The sequence below is a fragment of the Candidatus Woesearchaeota archaeon genome, assembly GCA_018675335.1.
Taxonomy (GTDB): domain Archaea; phylum Nanobdellota; class Nanobdellia; order Woesearchaeales; family UBA11576; genus JABJCP01.
The window spans coordinates 427,618-448,772 of sequence record JABGYH010000007.1 but is presented as its reverse complement, the minus strand read 5'-3'; the positions used below and the strand labels follow the sequence as shown (position 1 = coordinate 448,772).

The window sequence follows — 21,155 nt, the reverse complement described above, 5'->3', positions numbered from 1 at the left end:
ATAAAAATAGCCATTATATAGTAGTTAATAATGGAAAACTTTAAAAAGACGAAAGTAATATAATAAGATTATAACAGTTATTTGGAGGCTTATTTATGAAATCAATTTGGTATATTCCCGCATTATTAATCGCAACTGGTGCAATGGCCACTTCATGTAGTGGTTCAAGTAACGAAGGACACAATGATTCTTTTGGTCCTGATACTTCGCAAGTTGATATTTCAAAACCTGATGCGCAACCAAATGATGATTCATCAGATGATCCTTTTGATCCAATTGATTCTGATTCAGTAATTCCACCAATTAATGGAAATAATAATTATTCAAGTGCTGATTTTAACCTTCCATTTGGAGTAAATGTTCCTGGAAGTATTTTTGCAGATTTAGATTCTAGAGTAATTCTCGTCGGAGATAACGACACGCCAAATCCTGACGATGATTTTGACATCGAAGTAGATTCAAGAGTTGTAACTCCAGGAGATAATTTATCTGGAGAGATTAATAATCACACTGCATTTAATGGAGGGGAACTTCCAAGCGGAAATTATACTTTAGAATTTAGATTCGATTCTCTCGACGGCAGCAATCAAACTTCAATCACAACACAATTTCGTTACGACAAAGATGATCCGAACGCTTTGAAGATAACAGATTATAGAATTAACGAAGGAACAAACGGATTAACACTTTTGATGAATGCGGAATATGTTAATGGAGGCCAAAACACATCTTGTGAAATAACTAACTCCACCTCAGAATTAGCCCAAGATATTGGTTGTGCAGTTGAAGAAGAAACAGTATATTTTGGAAGCACTCAAAAAACAAATTATTTTGGAGAAGCTACCCTAACGCTTAATTTAACAAACAATGACACTGGAGAAACCACTGATTTAATTATTAATTGGGAACACGGAAATTATGTTACCTTTGCAAATTTTTGCGGAAATGTAGTTGCCTTACCAAATTCTGCGTACGATAAATTAGCTCAAGAAATTATGACAGCCCAATTAACAAAAGATCATACAACTGGAGCTGCAGAAGGTTCTTTCGATGCTTCACTAGAAGAAATTAATCTCATACAAAAAATTTGGACTAATTTAACACAAACTGAAATTGATAGAATAAGTCACAGAAATGATCCGGGAAAATATGAAAGCATAAATGAAACATTTAACCAAGAATGTGACTCAGCAAAAATAACTGCACAATATAATTTTTAATTATTTTTTACTCAATTTTGCAAAACATTCATCACCACTATTAGAAATTATGATTTCTTGATTTTGTTCAAAATTACAAGTGGCCTGTTTAATAGATTCATCAAGTTTATTTTCCGAACACGCATTCACTGGCAAATCCAATGAAATTTCACATTCCTCAAATTCAGTAACAAAATTATCTTTATAAAACTCAATTCCAATTTCGACATCAATCTCATCAGATAAAGAATCATGAACAACTAAAATTCTGTGTTTAGAATTATAACCCAATATAGGACTACAAAATTCGAATCCGCCATCAAGCAATGCAGAAGTTAAAAAAACTTTTTTATCACTATTAAGATCGCTACAAACACACTCACCATCATCAGTTTGTAAAATAGGATCTTCACCACAACTTGCTTTTTCAAAATGTGGATCTATTTTCATATTACAGTGATTATTAGTAGTGCAACAATATTTTTTATTCGGACCAATTTTACCGCCGCATTCATTAGCTTCACAATTTACTTTACCATCGCAATTATTATCAATCCCTTTCGAAGGATCGTTGGAATAATAATCATCACAAACTTCGCCCATAAATGCGCCTGCAAATAACTGAGTTGATCCTGCTCTTTTCGCAGCATTACCGGAATGAAAATAAGGAAATCCTCCTTCACCCAAATCATCACCACAACATTTATCTCCTTGCCAAGTGCTGCCAACATTTTGAATTTTAGGAGAATTTTGTTTGCTTGAACACGCATCACACATATTTGAAGAAATATCTGGATTTGCTTTAACACCTGCACACGCAGCGTCAGGATTTTCACTGCAATTCCAAAATTTACTTGAAAGATTAGTTTTTGCAGGTGTTGCATATTCACAATAATAATTTTGCGCTGCAAGATCTTGATCTGCAAGTCCATTAAAATTATTACAATCAACAGATCCTAATTCAGCAGGCAAAGGATCATTACATTCACCATTTTTACATACTGCACCAAATAAAATATATTTTCCCTCTGTTTCAGATGCATTAAATTCAGTGTTTGAAGAACTACAAGTCATTTGATTATTACAAATACCGTCGGGCGGACTCCCATCTGCAAGAGTCATATTAAACGTATACTCATAAGTTTTTCCAGAATCATATGAATAAGGATGACAATTTGCAGCATTTAATTTGGGCCAACTTGTTTTTGGAGGTGCGGGACCTTCACAAGATTCATCTTCACCCAATTTTTTATCTTCGCAATTGTCATGAATATAATATTTTTCGGATTTTAATCCACCACAAATATTTCCTCTAGGTTCAATACCCAACATACCACTATTGACATCCCCAGAACAAAAATGTAAAAATTCTCGTCGAATAATATCATTAGACATGGCAGAAAGTTGTTGGTCAGTACAAATGAAATTATTTCCGCCAAATTTACAAATAAGCCCTCCCACTTCATCAAAATAAGTTACGGTTTGTCCAACATCATCAAATAAACCAACTGCAGAATATTGCGCAGCACCTTCAAAACAGATTTTACTTTCATCAAGATAACTTCCATATTCAGGATAGTTTGAATCTGTTGATGTTAAAATAAATTTAATTAAAATTTCATCTTGATTAATTAAACTAAAAAAATTTGCAGTTTTATCCACTGTAATGTTTAATATTCCTGGAACTGTTAAATTAAAACTTAAACAATCATCTGCACCGCAAATACCTGCCATAGTTCCATCAACAGCAGGAGCATAAAAAATAGCTGCTGCAGGAAAATCCATAGATACTAAACTAAATTTAACATTAGTTCCAAACTCATGTTTTATTAAATATTCTCCTTGATCAAACATCTCAGATAAATTTGCAATAACAATTTGTTCATCACCCAAACTACAACAAGCATGTCCTGCTTGGAAAGGTTCAATTTCTTCTTCTCCTAAACTACCATCAGAATTTAATGTATAATTATGATAAGGATATGGAAATGGATGTTTTTCATTTCGATGAGGTAAACATTGAAATACGTTTACAGGAAGCATCACTTTTGGAGGAAGTGATGGAGTTACAGTCATAGTTATGTTGTGTGTTAAATTTATTCCATCTAAATTTTCGCGTTTAAAAAATTTATCAACTATCGTATTTATATCATAATTTTCCCAAGGAACATCTAATTTGTAATCAAATTTATCTTTTTCTCCAGGTAAAGATATTTCAAAATTTTCTATGGCATCATTAAATATTATTGTAACAATATCTGTAAAATATTGTATTGTTGTTCCTTTTATTTCGTATGGATCTTCAATTGATGCATATTCATCAGGAATGTCCCCATACTTATTTGCACCTTTAATAAACATTTGAGGAACGTCAAATACCATCACTCGAACTATTTGATAATCACACAGTCCTGCATCGTCGCAAACATAAACAGTAATGTTATGAGGTCCTATGTCTTCATGTTCTAAATAAATAGTTGCGTTTTGCAGTGTTAAATTATAATCAATTGATCCAGTCCAATTTCCTGGATTTTTATTTGTGTTTAAAGATTGTGGTTGATTAAGTGAACAACTTAGATTTGATTCTCCAGTATTAAAATTAAATTTTTCACTGCAAGTTTCTTTCCAGCCAGTAAAATCATATGTTAGTTTATCCTCGTCAGGATCGTATATACAACCAACACAATCAGGATTTGGTGAAATTGTTAAGTTGCGATATTCCATAGTTATTATATCATATTTTTCTTGTTTAGTATATTTGATATAATCGAGAACTGGATATCTGTTTTCTCGAACAAATCGATAAATAAATGGTTTTCCACCAATTGATGATTTTGTATCAGTTATTTGTACTACTTCATCAAATCCCCCAATTTTTTCAAATGGAGTAAATAATTTAATGTCAATATATTCATCCCACATACTAACAAAATTATAATTTGAATAATTAAAACTTAAATAAATTGAATCCATTGAATTTAGTAGTGTTGCAAATTCAACTATTCTTTTAAATCGTACAGGAATTTTTGTTCCAAAACTAGCTCGAGTAAATTGAGTTCCAGAACCAATTGTTTCAATTTCTAAGGGATATGTTATGTTCATGTAAACATTAGTAACTCCCAAAGTCATTGTAGTTTCAGGAAGTCCAGTAACGGTTACATTTATTCCAGTTTCATTTTTTATTGCAGTCCAATTTACACAACTCTGCATTCGTTTACTCACAAAATATTCTATTTGTTCTTGTGTTGACCAAAAATCAGTGTAAAGATTATGATAACATAATGGATTGAAATATCCTAAAATTGCTAGTGGTTTATTTGTTCCATTTATATCGCATAATTTTCTAAGAGAATTTGATCCAAAATTTCCCCAAGTACTAAAATTTAATGCAGGAACTTGATTATGTCCTGGATAGCCGGGAGGTTCTGGATAATTTGAATTATTATTAAGTTTAGGGCGTAAAATTCCATATTTTACTTTTGTAGATGGAAATGTTTGAAGCGGTGCAGGTATTTGTAAACTTTTTTGAGGAATAAGCATTGGACCTTCTTGATTTGTAAATATGTCTCCTCCCTGAAGTCCTGCAAGAATTATTGCTTCTTGTGCTGTTTTATCTAAACAAAATTCTACATAAACAGGTATTGCTCCTGATTGAAATAATTCAGTTTGCACTTTTTCAACACTTTGATCTAGTTGTGCAGTATTAACTGATGTGGTTAGATAATTCATAAATCCATATATCCCAACCATTACAACTCCAATTAGAATGAATAAAGCTACTTGTGCTTTTTTGTTTTTTAAAAACATGTAATTATCCTCTTTTATTATTTAAGAATGAGAGAATTTTATAAGTTTTTTGTAAGATCATGATGCTTTTATCATTGGTCTTTTAGTTTTAGTAAATGTGGCACCTAAAGTTCCAACTTCTACAGAAACGTCATGATATCCTCCTGCAGAATATTGATGTTGAATATTTGAAACTATTAATTTATTTCCAGAGTCTTGCCATTCAATTGTTTTCATATCTACAAAAGACTGAACTCCCTCAAGATCTAACAATGGTTGTACTGGAACAAAATTAAGTGGAACAACCACATTTCCAGTTATGGAATTACCAGTTATTTCATTCAATTCTGCCATATCTTCTTCCGTCGTAACCACTCCATTATGCATTACAACTGGATCAACATCTTCTTCTCCGAAATCAAACATAAAGGTATAAGGGCTTTCTCCTCCCTCAACAATTACTTCAAATTTATACAAAGGACCTAAAATTTGCTCTTCATTAATTTGTATTTTTGGTTTAGGTTCTACAATTATTTCACCAGTTCCAATTGGTTTAGCTTCTACAATTTCAAAGTTTTTTAATAACAAATAAACTTTTGGAGTATAAGTTCCATTCATTGTATAAAAATGTTCAAACTCATTTAATGCTTGATTAAATGCTCCAGTTTTAGCAGCATTTGTTCCATCGCCAAATTCATAAGTAAAACCAATTATGTTATTAGAACCATTAACCATATTAAATTTTATTGGAGCTTCCACAGCAACATGATTAGAAGATACATTCCAATAATAATTTTCTTGATCCAATTCATCAAACTCTTTTGCAGATCTCAATCTTAAACTAGCAGTTATATCATTCCAAAAAGTATCATCATAATCTTGTTGACAAAAATTCAAACTACATTCTAACTTAGGCAAATATACATAAATTGAAAAATACCAATCATCTTCATTTAAAATAACTGGAGTGCAAACAACATCTTTAGGTTTATTATCTCTTTGAAGAATATATGGCCTATCAGGATCAAATAATCTGTAATCAAAATAATCACAAATATTTGTTTTGTAATTATCATATTGAACTTCTATAAAATCAATTACTCCTCCATCACCACCATTATGATTTTTGTTGTAAGTATACTCATGAACTGCCCTAATTGTTTTAGGTTTATTATTTGGACCAGGATGTGATGAAATAAACAGTTTATCAAAATCACCTGTATCAGAAATAAATGCGTTCGAATCTGCCATTTCATGTGCTGTTTTGGAATATTGACTTCCAGTCGCAGTTATTCCAAATACTTTTAAAATACGATCTAACAAATTTCTTAACACTTCAATAGTTTCATCTAAAAATGTTTTTTCAGAAAGTTGTGGCACTTTTTGACCATTTTTAGTAAATATTACACTATTTAATTTTGAATCATAAAAAACATCTTGAACAGAATCACATGAAGTATAATTTTCTGAAGTCATTGCTTCTTCACAATAATTATCTTCACCTCTTAATATTTTCCAAAAAGATAAACCCTCATCACCAATAGTTTCGTTTGGTAAAACATTCAAACTAACACCAACAATTACTTTTTCATCCATGTTTAAAACGCAAAATTCATTTACAGTATTATTTGTTGATGTATAACCAAGACCCGCGCCTTGTTTATTTTTAAAAAAGTTTTCTATAAGTTGAGACGAATACAATTCTTCAGGTAATTCAAGACCCCGATATCCTTTTTGTCCAGGGATTAATGTTAGTTTAAATTCATCACAAAATAAGGTAAAATTATTTGAATTTTCAGCTATTTTGAGTAATTGCATTGCTATTGATTTTGTTCTTGTGGTCCATTCACCATTATAACAATAAAAGCTTTCACTCATTTCAGATTGTAAACTTGGACTAAATTTATTACTCCACCCTCCAGATTCAAAACAAACTTTATCTACCTCACAAGATTCATTTTCGGAACTTGAACTTAAAGCACCTGCATAACACATAGTCTCATTAGGACAAAAGCCTGCTTGATCTCTATATGGTGAATATTTTATTTTAGATAATTTCCAATCTCCATTTATACACCTATAGCCAGAATCTGCACAATCAGCACCTTTACAATTTATAGATTTGAACAATCCTGCTTGATTATCACCAACTGAAGTTTCCCAACCAAGAGGGGGCATGCAAGCATTTGTTTCATAAACATCATCATGAACACAATCAAGTATTTCTTTACCGCTCTCACCAGTTTCAGGATTTTTATCAATATCATATTTTAAACTCCCCCCAGTCCAACAGTAATCTTGAGGACAACACCCTTTAGAATCCCACACGCCATAATCTTTATGTTGAAAATTAATAAATTTTGTTGCAACCTCTGCCTCTTCTAATTGTAGTGCATCTAAAACAATAATAGAATCAGCTTGTAAAGATTCAAATTCTATATTAATTAATTCATGATTCGTTGAATTAAACATCAAGACATATCTATTCCAAGATAAATCACTCATTACTGTTGAATTAATTGTAGGACTGCCAGTTATTTTTACTTCAAATTCACCTCGTACTATTTTTGCATAAACACTAAAAGAATAAATTTGATTGGGTTCTACAATAAATGATTGAAACAATTTTTTTCCATTATTCGCAATTAACTTTAATGAAAAATCACCTTCTTTGTAATCAATTGCAGAAATATATGCTTCAACTCCCGAATCATTTTTCCAATAATCTGGGCGCCTTATACAGCCAGTATCTTCATTAAATATTTGATCATCATAATTTTTTATTTCTTGAGGACAATCATCATTAATATCTGAAACTCCATCACCATCTGAATCCAATTCATCATCAAAAATACCATTACAATTTTGATCAATATTATCCAGAGTATCATCTAAAACAAACGGATTAATAAAATAATTATTATCATCACAATCATTACAATTAAAACAGTCTAATGAAATATTGCCATAACCATCTTGATCTAAATCTTCCAAAACGCATCGAGGAGTTTCATCATAAATACAACCTCTTTTATGAGTTACCTTAGATAAGCCAAATTTGGAATTGCATTCGTCAACATAACCATCCCCATCATTATCTATCCCATCACATATTTCTTCAACACACCCAGAATAAATACTCGAATTAGAATCATCACAATCAAAATACGTTTTAAGCGATATAGCTAATTTATTCGCACAACTCCAAATAGCTAAATCCGAACTAGCATCGAAACAAGATGCTTCTGAAGACTCACCATCTACAGTATATGATGAGTAGTTTAAATCATCAGGAGCAAGATTATTAATAACTCTCTTTAATTCTTCAGTATAAAAATCAGCAATATTAAAAGTTCCAGGTTCTGCATTTTCATAAAAAATATCAATAACTGGATTTATATCATCAAACCCATTTTTAGACCCGAAAGTAGAATCTTCAGAACAATGCCAATCACCATCTTGATCAATACAAGGATCTTTGCAATCAGATATACCATCATTATCTTTATCAGTTTCACAATCTAATCTGCAAAGAGTTGTTGATTCGTCACAATCAGGGCCTTTTTCACAAGTCTCGCAAAATCCATCACCATCTAAATCAACACCTGAATTTTCTTCAGCACAATCTTTTTTATTATTATTATTATAGTCTCCGCAATCAGAATTACAATTAGGATTAGAGTCTAAACAATCAGCGCCATTAAGACAATTTATGCCATAATTATCCCCATCATTATCAATACAAACACTACAGTCTGCAAGTCCATCTGCATCATTATCAACCCAACAGTTATCAGTACAATAGTTAGTTGAATCATCACAATCTTGATTATCACAAACAGCAGCTAAAAACTGTTGATTTACAGGAGAAAAAAATCCGTCTCCATCATTATCAACACATTCTAAATCAGCACAATATCCATCAGTATGCAAAACTTTTTCGTGTGAATTCCAACAACTAACATCAACACCTGCATTAAAAAAATAAAAATCACTCACTGAATTAGGTAATTCATCTGAATTAACTGCCAAAGCAACTTTTTGTTCGCCTTCAAAAATTTCACAACAATAATCATAATTTGAATTTGTTAAACTCGATAAAAGATCTCCTTGAGAAGTCTCTTTAGAGTTACCCAAAGTCATCAAACAATAATAAGGTGATGCAGACACATGGTTAAACCCTTCAGGAATATTAAAAACTAAGTTATAAAGTCCATTTTCTTCATTATTAAAACACATTTTTTGTTTAGACGCAAAATTAACAAATGGCTCTCCAATAGAACTAACAAAAATAGAATTTACCAAAACCAAACTTACTAAAATCCAAATTAAATTTATCTTTTTCATGTTTCTTCGAAACTAGGATTATTTATTAAATTAATAACTTTTTTTGTTATATTTCTACTTGTTGCATGTTGTTCATAACCCGTTCCATTATAAACTATTTCATCACTCCAACCACTATAATGCGAGCAAAAATAGTCTCCCTGAACTTCACAAAAATCATCAGTTGAAATATAGTTATCCTCTGCCAAGATTAATTGATTTCCAATTTTATCTCCCGCAGTAACTCTTAATTTTTCATTATTAAAAAAATAGTCTTCACCATTACAACTTAAAAAAGTTTGATTATAAAATTGAACTTTTAATGGAACTGGTCTTCCATTTTTTCCTTTGACTTTAATGGAATTTATTTCTGAACTTGAATAAGCATTATTACCTATAGATAATGTAAACCCCGGTCCTGCAAAATGTAAATCATAAACATCGGAATAAACATTTGATACTCCAACTCCTTTTTCAGGAGAAACATAAAAATTACAACTTGCATTTTTGCATACTCTTATTATCTCTTCTGTTTGTCCTGCTTTAGACGACATTGAACCATGAGTTATATTATATATTACTGGCAAAAATCGAGTAGGTTCTAAAATTGGTGAACTACCCCAACAACTCCCATTTATATCAGTATAATACTCTTTAAACGAGCCTTCTCCAAAAATTAAACCGACAGAATTATTTCCTCCATCATCACCACAACAGTAATTTCCAGTCCATTTATATCCAGGCATAGAATCACAAACTGCATGTCCAATCTTAAAAGGGCCATATTTTGTTTTATCCAGGTTATCATTATCTAAATCATCAATCCAAGTCGAAACTGGAAATGTGCCAGTACAAAATAAGTTACCTTCCAATTCAACTTTAGTTAATTCAGATTTTTTAGGAGTTAAAAAAAAACGATCTAATGCAATTAAATTGCTATAATCATTAATATTATCATTTTGTTCATCATAATTTTGATCGATTTCAAATAAATTAACAGGATATGAGTGTAATGCAATTAAACCAATAGACATTTGTTCAGATACAGGAATTATTGATATTGGAACTTTAACGTGTAACCATTTTCTTAAACTAATTTCATTAACAACATAATCAATTATTGGAACTTCTATTATTTTTTGATAATTTTCATGCGTTCTTTTTTTGCCTTGCACCCCTGAACTATCACCTTCAGGGCCAATATATTTACCTAAAAACAAATTTTGATGAAAATTTGTTGTAAACCAAACATAAAATTCTAAATATTCATGATCTTCCCAATTAATTATTTTTGAATCAGCATCCTCCAAATAAAGCGCCAAATAATACGGATTATTAATTTGTTTGTCTTCTGATGAAGGCAATTTTATTTTATATTGCAAAATACAATTTGATGTTCCCTCACCACATTTATTTCCCGCCCAATTATGAAATTCAACTAAGGTATCTACAGGAGATCCCATTCTTCGTGCATTAGGAAAATCATTTTTACAATCGTTTAAATTATATCCACAACATTCAACAAAGGTTCCTTTTTCATCTTCATTATGACACACAAATCGGGGAAAAAGATGTGCATTAGTAAAATTCATTCCGTTTACCAAATTAGCTTCTTTATCATATACGCAACCTTCAGGATCCTCTTTATCTACGCCTTTATCACAATCATTATCAATTCCATCTCCACAAAATTCTACCATTCCAGGATTCATTTTTGTACCATTTAATTCAGGCAAATCTTGACAATCATAAACTCCATTTATTGGTTGAGGATTATAACAAGGATCATCTGTTTCATCTTTAATTGCACCTTGTTCTAAAAGAGTTTGAAAATCATCTTCAGATAAAACCCAAAAACCATCATAACCATCCCCATCTTTATCACAAGAGGTGAATTCAGTGGATCCATGGGTAGAGCCAGGTGCAGAAAATTCATCTATATCAACTAATTTGGCATCACTAGACCCACCACCAATTCCTTGACCTAAAACATCTCCAGAACCAGAACCTTCTTGACCAAATCCTTCAGTAACCCCATAATTACCCCCAACTTCTACAACTTCAGGCACTCTCTGATATTTTTTAAGAAGAGGCCCTTGTTCAGTCCATTTTGAAGATAATGAATTTACAGGTAAAGCATATTCATAAAAATTATTTAATTCATTTGAACCATCATCACAAATAAACCAGTTTGAATTATATGAAATAATATCATAAGAAATATTTGAAGTTTGAACATTTTTATTTACTGTGTGAATATTAAAATTAAACTCAGGTCTAGATGCGTCTAACCAACCATACCCGCTTTTAAAATCAGTTATGGGTAGGTCAGGCTTAGGAACATTTGCACAAATGTATTGATTAGGCATATCTCCTGCCGATCCTGAATTAGCAAACTCTCCACTTTTTAACGCGCCAATATCTAAATCAAAATCTTGAATAACTAAATCTGAACCATTAATATCGTTTCCACAACAACCACCAATTCTTTGTTTAACCTCATTCTGTACCAAATAATACGGCGAAAAATTCCCTGTATCTCCCTTTCCACTAACAAGCCAATCTCGACCATAATTCCTGCCAGAAACAAGGCCATCCCAACCATCAGATCCAGAAAACGGATTACAACCACCCCAACCAATCCCTCCTCCATCATAGAAATTGTATTGACCATTTACGTCAACAGTATTAGGCGCAACAGAATCAATTCCTTCACAAAATTGATTATTTACATCTGCCATATCAGAACAGCTTTTATGATTTAAAAGATATATATCTAAACAAAGTCCATCCACGATAATAGCATTATCTCCCACAAAATAACCATTTGCGTCATATTGTTTACGTATTGTATCAACCGAATATGGTGCGCAACCAGTTTCAATTTCTGCTTTAACTAAATCAAGAGCATCTTCATGAGTAAATGTACCCTTAGGCCAATAATGTGAACTATAAAACTGATTATCAAAATTTTTAAAAATCTCTGCAGGAAATTTTAAAGAAATTTGAACAACTTCTTCATTAGGGGGTATATCAAAAAAATCATAAGAATCAGAATAGTTTAACAAAAATGTGTCTTGAGTAACTGAATTTGGATGATGAACTTTTATATCAGATTTAACTTCTTTTATTTTACCACAGAAAATAGGATGTTCTTCACCTGCTTTATTACAAAAAGCCATCCAAAAACCATTTTCAGCATAAGCTAATGGTAATTTATTAGTAATAGAATTTTCCCCCATAATTAAATCAGGATCTTGAATCCCTCCTGAAAGCGTGGATTTAACTGGACCTGAAATAACTTCACTTCCAATTACCACCAAAGATAAAATTAAAACTAGATTAATCACATAAAATATTAAAAACCCCTTTTTGATATCAAACAACATATTATATCATTAATATATATTTTAAAAGTATTTATTATGATTAAACAGATTTTATTTATAAATGTTTCTAGTTATTATTAACATTAATAATAAATATTATAATTTCTAATTTGCATTGAATTAAATTCAGTCGAGGAAGTAGAAAAAACTTTTAATGGAAAATTCCAATCATAACCGACACTAGAACTAAATTTTTCTTTAAAAAAATTAATTTGGCAAGGTGCAAAATGAAAAATATATTTACCATTTCCCCCACTCAAAGAAATGTGAATTAGATCACAATAATTAACCACCTCAATAAATTCTTTAGAAAATAAATTTTTAAAAACTTGTTTAGTATGATCTTGATTTAATAATTCTTGAAAATAGGTAAAATAAATTTTATTATTTAATGATCCGTCAAATCCAAAATCAAATCCCAATAATACTTGATTGGATATAGGTAAAGACGCAAGATTATAATTTATCCCATAAAACTGAATTAATTTTTTCATCACACCATAATTTAAAGTCAAAACCCATAATTTAAGACGAGATTTACTCAAGTCTTCTCTAAAATCAACTCCCATAATCACCTGATCAAACAAATCAAGATCGAATTCTTTTCCAAAAAAATTTTTAAGCAGGTCATAATTTAATTTTAAATTAAATTTATTTTCAACTTGGTTAAAAAATTTTATAGTATTAGAAATAGATTGAAAATGATTTTTTCCTTTAAACCAAATATTAAATCTTTTTGAAAATACATTATCATGAGCATATTTTATAGAACATTCTAAACTATTTAATTTATTTTGAACTAAAAAATCTTCAAATAAATTTAACAAATCATCTTTTTTAATTGAATTCATATCCAAATGAAAATTAAACTTTTCGAGTACATTTTTAAATTTTATTTCTTCAGCCATAATAAACCTTATTAAATACAAATGAAAGTTTTATAAATTCCAACATTCCTACAAAACAGATGATTATTCCTTCAAATAAAAATATTGTTATTTTGAATACGCCTTATACTTGTATTGAAAACTATCTTTGCCCAAACCAAATAGCAATAGGCATTTTACAGTTAATATCATTTTTAAAAAATAAACAAAATAACGTTTTTTTTATTAATATGCGATCAAATGATAAACACTTATGGAAAATTAAGCCCCTAGGGTTAAATGGAAAACAAAAAATACAAACACACATTTTAGGAAAAAATAAAAAATTTCTAGAATATGAACTAAAAAATATTAAAAAAATACCTGATGAAATTTGGATTAGTTGTTCATTTTCTTGTGATTTTGACGTTGTTAACTCCATGATTCAAACCTGCAAATTCATTTTTCCTAGATCTATAATAAAATTGGGCGGAACCATGGCAAGAGTTACTCCCAACCTAGAATCTAAGTTAGGAGTTATTTGTTTTAAAAAAAGAATAAAGGGAGTCGAACTTTTCAAACCAGATTTTCAAATCCAAAACAAATGGAGTTATGGATTATTTCAACTTGAAGTTGGTTGCCCAAATAAATGTTCATTTTGCATCTCTGCAATGGATAAACTAAAAAAAATCCCAATTGAATTTGTAATTAATTATATGAAAGAATTTTATGTCAAATATAACCCCAAAGCTTTTTGGAATTGGGATTCAAACGTACTTTTATTTCCAGATCATTTAGAAAAATTTCTTGATATGTATATTAAATCAGGAATGACATCTCAACTTAAATTTGAAATGGGTTTTCAACCAAATCTTATTCATGAGTCACTTGTTAAAAAAATGATAACTGCAGGAGTTACAACTGCCAGTTTACCTTTTGAAACCGCAAGTTCTAAAACAATCACTAAATATAACAAACCGTATACAATCATATCATCAATAAAAATGACACATCTTCTTAAACAAGAAGGATTTCACATCAAAGACTGTGAATGCACATTCATTATTGGCCACCCAGATGATGAAATTAAATCAATATTTAGGACATTCCTGAGCATAATTTATTTTGGAGGAATTCCCTGCCCATTTCCTGTTTTTTTATTTCCAGGAACTCAGGACTATTTTAATTATAATAGTTTAATCAAACACAAAAGTTATTCTGAACTACAAGGACAACTATGGCCATTAATATCTGATGAAAACGTGCAAGAATACCAAAATCTTTTTAAATTTTTATCATCCAAAAATTTAGATCAAGCAAAAAATAATTTATCATTATTAACTGACCACAACAAACAACTTTTTTTAGAAGAAATCAAAAAAAGTTCTAAATTCATTAAACTATGTTTAGATTGCCCAGAAGATTCAATTAATTCATTAATTAAAATTGAAACTAAATTATTAACAAAAAACCAAAATAATATCGCTAATAACATATTATGGATTAATACTAGTCCGAAAAAAAATTCAAACTCAAAAAATATAGCAAAAGAATTAATAAATCAAATTTCGTGTAAAAAAAAATCTAACACAAAAATAATTAATTTATGTTCTGAAAAAATAGAGTTCATAAATGAAGACTACATAAAACATTTAACAAATTCAAATAATAAAAAAACAAATTTAAACTATTTATCAGATTATTACATTAAAGAGCTAGTTAACTGCGATATGTTAATATTATCCACCCCAATGTGGTCTTTTTCAATACCTTCAATTCTCAAAGCATTTTTTGATTTAATCTTAATTGAAAATAAAACATTTCAATTAAAACCCACAATAAAAGGATTATTAGAAAATAAAACAATAATATGTATTTTAACAAGAGGGGGAATTTATTCTAAACCCCCATTTAATGAATTTGATTTACAAAAAAATTATTTACAAAAAATATTTGAATTTATGGGTGTTGGAACTCCAAAGTTTTTAATTATAGAAAATCTTACAAATCAACCCAATTCAAATCAAATAAATGAAATCCAAAATAAACTACAAAATATAATTTCAGAAATAAAAGAGCACAGTTAGGAGATTCACATGATTATTTATTTTTTACCTATAATAATAATTTTAGGACTTGTTACTAGTTATCAAGATATAACTAAAAGAAAAATTAAAAATAAATATGTCATAATTGCATTAATTTGTAGCATTTTAATTAATTCAACATTATTTATTCTAAACCTAATTCAATTAGATTATATAATTTTTTTTCTAATTAATATTGTGGGTGCCACACTATTAGGGTTCATAGGCTGGCATTTTTCTTTTTGGGGTGCAGGAGATGCCAAATTATATCTTGCATTTTTTTCACTAATCCCTTTAACACATTACAAATTTATCAGCATAGATTTGCCAATTTTAGAATTAATCATAAACGCATTCATCCCATTATTTATTTATTTAACTGTTAAACTAATCTTAAAAACCAATTTTGCTCATAAACGAAAAATTTTAAAACGATTTACTAATCATAGATATGTTCTCAGAATAATTTTAACGGTATTCAGCCTAACTTGGATTTCCAAATCAATCCTCAATTATGTAGGAATAAATTCAAATTATTTATATATAATGATGGGTCTTTTTTTAATTTCATATTTATTCAATAAAATATTTGAAGAGCAAACAATTTATGTATTAATTTTCATTGCAATCATCAGATTATTTATTAGTCCAGAACATTTTACCAGATTTGAATTTTGGTTTAATTTCTTAAGTTTTTTAACGGGTTTTTTACTTATTAAAGTGTTAATTATTAATTCGACTGATTTTTATTCATATAAAATTAAAATATCAAATCTTAAAGAAGGAATGATCCCCTTAGAACTCATAACAAAAAAGGGTTTTGCCATTTTTGAAAAAAACCAAAAATTTTTAGAATTAAACAAGGATACTATTGCAATAGAAAGACGAACAACTGGCTTAACAAAAAAAGACATAAAATTTATTCAAACAGCACACAATTCTAGAAAATTACATTTCAGTCATTTAAATATACAAGAAACAATACCTTTCGCACCATTCATATTCGCAGGTTGTTTATTAACAATTATTTTTAAAGGTAACATAATTACTGCATTAATTCAAATATTCGCATAAAAATACATAAATAATAAGAATAATAATATAAACTAAATAAAAAGGAGAATTATAATGATATCTAACAAATTAGGAAATATAACTATAGAATCAGATAATGCAACATTTTCTTTGAATCCAAAAATTTATCCCATAGATATAGTATATAGCGCAGCATATATTATGATTGATAAGGCTTTCATTATTTTAGATGGAGATCCAACTCAAGAAATCTTGATTGAAATTCGAAAAAAAAAACCCAATCAAGATTTAAATTTATTAGTTCAAGATTTTAATGAAGAGCTGCTTAATTATTCAGTTTATAAAATTCAAAATGAAAGAAACAAACAAATTAGAGAAACAATCTTGCAAAGAGTTTTACTCACAAATAATGCAGAACCCCAAACCACCATCAAACAGCCAAAAAATACTGTTAGCGATACTGAAAAAATTATGAAGCCTTGGGATGCAGAAGATTACAAAGAATAAACAAACTAAAATGATTCAACTGAAATTAAACAAAAAATTTTATTCAAAAACTGCAATTAACTCTACAATTATAGCATTTGAAAAAATCTGCGAAGTGAAATTTACAGAAAATAATAACTATTTTAAGCTTAATCTTAAATCTCACGAACCGATTTCAAATCTAGAATTAGAATTTTCAAATTACGCACTAGGTTTGATGAAATAATGTCTTTAAATCAAATATTTATCAGCAAAGAATGCAATAGAGGCTGCAATTATTGTTTAGCAAAACATGTTCTTAAAAACAATCAGCACATAAATTTCAATGAGTTTAAATTTTATTTTGATAACTTTATTGCAAATAAATTTAATAGAATTAATCTTCTGGGGGGTGAACCCACAAACCATCCTGAATTAAAACAAATTATTGATTACATACTCAATTTTAAAGAAGATTTTGAAATACTAATTACAACTAACGGTTTATTTCATCAAAGGCTTTTTGAAAAATACTCAAACATGAAAAATTTTAAATTCAATTTCCATTGTGCTCATAACGAAAAAGAATTTAATATAATATTTAACAATATTAAATTATTAAAAGAAAAAAATGCAGAAATTGCACTTACTGCAGTCATTCACGATCAAACAGATGAACAAGAAATAATTAAACATATTCAAAATATCAAACCAAACATAGTCATGCCAGTCATTTCACTTCCAACACAAAAAAAAAATAATGAATACATATCAGAAATAAATGATAAAAACAAATACAAAATTAAAGTCATAATTGAAGAATGTATAAAACAACAAATTCAAATAAAACAACATTGTTTTTCGCCAATTTGCATGTTTACAATCGCACAAAAAAATAAATTACTAAAAAATAATTTTATTTTTGAAAAATGCAATAATGGATTGTTTGTATTCCCAAATTTAGATGTACACATATGTCCTTTTTTAGATCAAAAAATTGGCAATTTAAAAAAAAATAGTTTAAATGACATTCAAGAAATAAGAAATAACATAATTAAAAAATTAGATCATATAATGATGAAAAAATGCACATCATGTACTTTGAAGAAAAGAGGATCATGTAAACCTTGTGCAGCACATATTCATAACCAATTACCCAGTTAATACTATAAACATAACAACAAAATGGAAAATAAAAAAAAAGAAATAATAACCGATTTTGAATATAATCCCTTCAGGTACAAAAAAATTAAAGATAGATTTTTAATAGTTAATGAATCGGGATCTTGGATAGTTTTAGGTAAAAAAAAATTTGATAAATTAATGCGTAAAGAATTAGATCCAAAACTATTCGAAGATTTAACTAAAAAGGGAATAATAATTACTAAAAATAATATTAATCAAATTTTAATTGATTATGCAAAACGATTTGAATTTTTATTTAAGGGTGCTTCACTGCATATTATAGTTACGACACTAAGATGCAACCATAAATGTATTTATTGTCACTCTGCTGCAAAAGATTGCGACAAAAAAGAATTTGATATGGATTTAAAAACTGCCAAAAAAACTCTTGAATTCATTTTTCAAACTCCTTCAAATACAATAACTATTGAGTTTCAAGGCGGTGAACCATTACTTAATTGGGGGACATTTCAATTTATTGTTACTGAAGCAAAAAAAATGAACCTAAAATTCAATAAAAAAATAAGATTTGCATTAGTAACAAATTTAACTTGTTTAACCGAGGACCAATTAGACTGGATTCAAGAACAAAATATAGATATGTGTACTAGTCTTGATGGCCCTCAAGAAATCCACGATCACAACAGAATATATGAGGACAAAAGTGGAACTTATACTGCAGTAACAAACAAAATTAAAGATGTAAGATCTAAAGGCAAACGCATTGCAGCTTTAATGGTTACAACAAGAAACAGCCTATCAAAACATAAAGAAATCATCGATGAATACGTTGACAAAGGGTTTAAAGATATTCAAATAAAATATCTGAATAAACTAGGATTCGCACAAGAAAAATGGAATAATGACGGATATTCAATTGAGGAATTTATTGATTTTTGGGAAAAAAGTGTAGAATACATAATATCCCTCAACAAAAGAGGAATTTTTGTCAGAGAAAGATATGTTGTTTTAATTTTAAAAAAAATTCTTACAAAAACAGATCCTTCTTTTTTAGATTTTAGAAGCCCTTGCGGTTTAGCTATCGGTCAAATTGCTTATGATCACAAAGGAAACATTTTTTCCTGTGATGAAGGAAGAAATTTTGATTTATTTAAACTAGGAAATGTTTTTGATAATAATTATAAAGAGATAATAAATCAAAAAAAAACTCAACAACTAATCTCATTATCCATTAACAGTTCATTTTTATGCGATAATTGTGTTTACAAACCATATTGCGGGCTTTGTCCAGTTATGAACTATGCAGAAGAAGGAAATATGATTCCGAAACTCTCATCAAATTCAAAATGTAAATTATTTATGTTTCAGTTCGATTATGTTTTTAATAAATTATTATTCGAACCCGAATCTAGAAAAATTTTATTAAACTGGCTTAAATATAAATAAAAAATGAAAACAGATATTAAATTAGGATATACGTGCAATAATAATTGCATCCATTGCGTTATTGCAGATCAAAGACAAAAAGCATTAATCTTCAGAGGAAATCAAGATAGAAGCACTCAAGAATATATTAATGAACTCATTGAATCTAAAAAAAATGGGTGTGATCAAGTTGTTTTTACAGGGGGGGAGCCAACTTTAAGAAAAGATTTATTTGATTTATTAACTGCTGCAACAAATATGGGTTTTCGCATTGGAATTCAAACAAATGGCAGAATGTTCTTTTATCAAGATTTTTGTCAAAATTTTAAAAAATATAATATTCATTTTGTAATTGCAATTCATGGATCAACTGCGCAAATTCATGATAAAATTGTCAGAGTTAATAATTCATTTAAACAAACAATTGAAGGAATAAAAAATTTAAAAAAAATTGATAAAACTATTACAGGAAAAGTTGTAATTTCTAAAATAAATTTTAAAGATTTAAAAAATATTGCACAATTATTTAAAAATTTAAATGTTAATAATATTAATTTCGCATTTCCTCACGCAGAAGGTAATGCAAGAAAAAATTTTGATCTTGTAGTACCAAAATATTCTGAAATAGAATTATATGTTCATGAAACTGCGCAATTTTGCAAAGATAATAATATTAAAGTTAATTTTGAAACATTTCCCTTTTGTTTTATGAAAGGATTTGAAGAACTCATTTCGGAATTAAGATTTGTTAATAAAAAAAATTCAGAATTAAAACAATTAGATGGAAATACCAAAAATTGGGAAATAGTTAGAAAAAAAATTAAAGCCAAATTTAAACAATGTAATTTATGTAAACATAATAATATTTGCGAAGGTGTGTGGAAAGAATATCCTGAAAAATTCGGAAATTCTGAATTTAAACCAATAACCGATTAATAATAGTTTATATCTGCACAAATTAATTCATACTCAGTACCCTTAATTGAATTAATAGTACGGTATTCGAATTTATCAGTTATATAAGAATACGGTTTCCTATTATTCCAACCTCCAAATGCTAAAACACTTTTATTTTCGGATTTTGAATTAGAGGGGGAAGTACTAGTATATTGCTCCCAAGGTTCATTAGCCAGATCCGATCTAACCAATATAGGATTTTTAAGTAAACTTTTAGCAATTTCTTTATTTTCCAGCATAGTTGTACATTGATGGATATTAACATAACTATTTTGATCTGCAAACGCTAAAATAAATTTTCGAAACTGTTTAATTATTTTAACATACTCTGAAGTTATAGCATAATTATTTCTGAACTTATTATAATTAGGAAAAATAGTAATTCGCATAGGATTTATTTCTTGTTTAAGAAGAGCCAAATCCGCTTTTAAAATATTTAAATCTTGTTTAAAATTATCCTTAAAAATAAATGCA

At 28.8% G+C, this 21,155-nt stretch carries 13 protein-coding genes; 8 read left to right on the top strand and 5 right to left on the bottom strand.

Annotated features, from left to right (window positions below; genetic code table 11):
• The first annotated feature begins 95 nt into the window (after window positions 1-95).
• On the top strand, window positions 96-1,220 hold the full coding sequence (locus tag HN587_06465) for a hypothetical protein (GenBank protein MBT7903478.1): 1,125 nt from the start codon (window positions 96-98) through the stop codon (window positions 1,218-1,220).
• Here HN587_06465 and HN587_06460 read toward each other — a convergent pair whose 3' ends face one another.
• From HN587_06460 to HN587_06445, 4 genes are all read right to left on the bottom strand, one after another.
• Window positions 1,221-5,006 (bottom strand): hypothetical protein, encoded by a 3,786-nt coding sequence (locus tag HN587_06460; GenBank protein MBT7903477.1) that lies wholly within the window; start codon window positions 5,004-5,006, stop codon window positions 1,221-1,223.
• A gap of 57 nt (window positions 5,007-5,063) precedes the next feature.
• Window positions 5,064-9,332, bottom strand: coding sequence for a hypothetical protein (locus tag HN587_06455; GenBank protein MBT7903476.1), 4,269 nt, complete (start codon window positions 9,330-9,332; stop codon window positions 5,064-5,066).
• Complete coding sequence (locus HN587_06450; protein MBT7903475.1) at window positions 9,329-12,661, bottom strand: hypothetical protein; 3,333 nt, start codon at window positions 12,659-12,661, stop codon at window positions 9,329-9,331. The genes HN587_06455 and HN587_06450 overlap by 4 nt, the downstream gene beginning before the upstream one ends.
• 122 nt (window positions 12,662-12,783) lie before the next feature.
• Window positions 12,784-13,608: a hypothetical protein gene (locus tag HN587_06445; GenBank protein MBT7903474.1), complete on the bottom strand. Its 825-nt coding sequence runs from the start codon at window positions 13,606-13,608 to the stop codon at window positions 12,784-12,786.
• A 59-nt stretch (window positions 13,609-13,667) separates the two neighbouring features.
• Here HN587_06445 and HN587_06440 point away from each other — a divergent pair, with 59 nt between their 5' ends.
• Genes HN587_06440 through HN587_06410 form a run of 7 tightly spaced genes read left to right on the top strand, consistent with a single transcriptional unit; the run spans window position 13,668 to window position 20,660 of the window.
• Window positions 13,668-15,653 carry a radical SAM protein gene (locus tag HN587_06440; protein ID MBT7903473.1) on the top strand — a complete coding sequence of 662 codons (1,986 nt, stop codon included), beginning with the start codon at window positions 13,668-13,670 and terminating at the stop codon, window positions 15,651-15,653.
• A 9-nt stretch (window positions 15,654-15,662) separates the two neighbouring features.
• On the top strand, window positions 15,663-16,727 hold the full coding sequence (locus HN587_06435; protein MBT7903472.1) for a hypothetical protein: 1,065 nt from the start codon (window positions 15,663-15,665) through the stop codon (window positions 16,725-16,727).
• 54 nt (window positions 16,728-16,781) lie between these two features.
• Entirely contained in the window at window positions 16,782-17,195 is a 414-nt protein-coding gene (locus HN587_06430; protein MBT7903471.1) for a hypothetical protein, read from the top strand.
• Entirely contained in the window at window positions 17,173-17,400 is a 228-nt protein-coding gene (locus HN587_06425; protein MBT7903470.1) for a hypothetical protein, read from the top strand. The genes HN587_06430 and HN587_06425 overlap by 23 nt, the downstream gene beginning before the upstream one ends.
• On the top strand, window positions 17,400-18,317 hold the full coding sequence (locus HN587_06420; GenBank protein ID MBT7903469.1) for a radical SAM protein: 918 nt from the start codon (window positions 17,400-17,402) through the stop codon (window positions 18,315-18,317). The genes HN587_06425 and HN587_06420 overlap by 1 nt, the downstream gene beginning before the upstream one ends.
• Window positions 18,318-18,338: 21 nt before the next feature.
• A complete protein-coding gene (gene hxsB, locus HN587_06415; protein ID MBT7903468.1) occupies window positions 18,339-19,745 on the top strand; it encodes a His-Xaa-Ser system radical SAM maturase HxsB in 1,407 nt (468 codons plus the stop codon).
• Window positions 19,746-19,748: 3 nt separating this feature from the next.
• Window positions 19,749-20,660, top strand: a complete 912-nt coding sequence (locus HN587_06410; GenBank protein ID MBT7903467.1) for a radical SAM protein — start codon at window positions 19,749-19,751, stop codon at window positions 20,658-20,660.
• Here the strand turns inward: HN587_06410 and HN587_06405 are convergent.
• Window positions 20,657-21,100, bottom strand: a complete 444-nt coding sequence (locus HN587_06405) for a hypothetical protein (GenBank protein ID MBT7903466.1) — start codon at window positions 21,098-21,100, stop codon at window positions 20,657-20,659. The two genes, HN587_06410 and HN587_06405, sit on opposite strands and share 4 nt — an antisense overlap.
• Window positions 21,101-21,155: the final 55 nt, after the last annotated feature.

Bases quoted from the DNA above. Each gene is read 5' to 3' on its own strand.
- HN587_06445 (MBT7903474.1), bottom strand. From the start codon at position 13,608: ATGGCTGAAGAAATAAAATTTAAAAATGTACTCGAAAAGTTTAATTTT.
- HN587_06455 (MBT7903476.1), bottom strand. From the start codon at position 9,332: ATGAAAAAGATAAATTTAATTTGGATTTTAGTAAGTTTGGTTTTGGTA.
- hxsB (MBT7903468.1), top strand. From the start codon at position 18,339: ATGGAAAATAAAAAAAAAGAAATAATAACCGATTTTGAATATAATCCC.
- HN587_06435 (MBT7903472.1), top strand. From the start codon at position 15,663: ATGATTATTTATTTTTTACCTATAATAATAATTTTAGGACTTGTTACT.
- HN587_06410 (MBT7903467.1), top strand. From the start codon at position 19,749: ATGAAAACAGATATTAAATTAGGATATACGTGCAATAATAATTGCATC.
- HN587_06440 (MBT7903473.1), top strand. From the start codon at position 13,668: ATGATTATTCCTTCAAATAAAAATATTGTTATTTTGAATACGCCTTAT.
- HN587_06430 (MBT7903471.1), top strand. From the start codon at position 16,782: ATGATATCTAACAAATTAGGAAATATAACTATAGAATCAGATAATGCA.
- HN587_06420 (MBT7903469.1), top strand. From the start codon at position 17,400: ATGTCTTTAAATCAAATATTTATCAGCAAAGAATGCAATAGAGGCTGC.
- HN587_06465 (MBT7903478.1), top strand. From the start codon at position 96: ATGAAATCAATTTGGTATATTCCCGCATTATTAATCGCAACTGGTGCA.
- HN587_06460 (MBT7903477.1), bottom strand. From the start codon at position 5,006: ATGTTTTTAAAAAACAAAAAAGCACAAGTAGCTTTATTCATTCTAATT.
- HN587_06425 (MBT7903470.1), top strand. From the start codon at position 17,173: ATGCAGAAGATTACAAAGAATAAACAAACTAAAATGATTCAACTGAAA.